Origin of the sequence: Pantoea sp. GbtcB22 (genome assembly GCF_019091025.1) — a bacterium.
Taxonomy (GTDB): Bacteria; Pseudomonadota; Gammaproteobacteria; order Enterobacterales; family Enterobacteriaceae; genus Pantoea; species Pantoea leporis.
Window position 1 is genome coordinate 1 of record NZ_JAGXKB010000437.1, and the last position, 255, is coordinate 255.

Here is a 255-nt window from a genome sequence, read left to right on the forward strand (position 1 = left end):
GGGGTCTAACTACACCATCACGGCCCGGGGACATCTGGGAGAACTGGCGGTAAATGTGGTAAGGGTGGCGCTTTCGTTGCAAACGTTCTTTAATCTGATTCGAGCTTTCGTTCGTTTGGCGTCATCTTTGAACTCAACCCTTTACACAGGGGGCCAGTTGTTCCTTTTTACCCTACCTTCAGTTGTTTATTAGTCCAGAGACCCCTCATGCAATATGACCTCGTTACAGATGAAATCTACTAATGTTATCATAGA

General features: G+C 46.3%; 1 protein-coding gene. It reads left to right on the forward strand.

The window, feature by feature from the left end:
* Positions 1-193: hypothetical protein (locus KVT28_RS25680; RefSeq protein ID WP_217551058.1), on the forward strand; the 193-nt coding region annotated here is incomplete at its 5' end.
* Positions 194-255 lie beyond the last annotated feature (62 nt).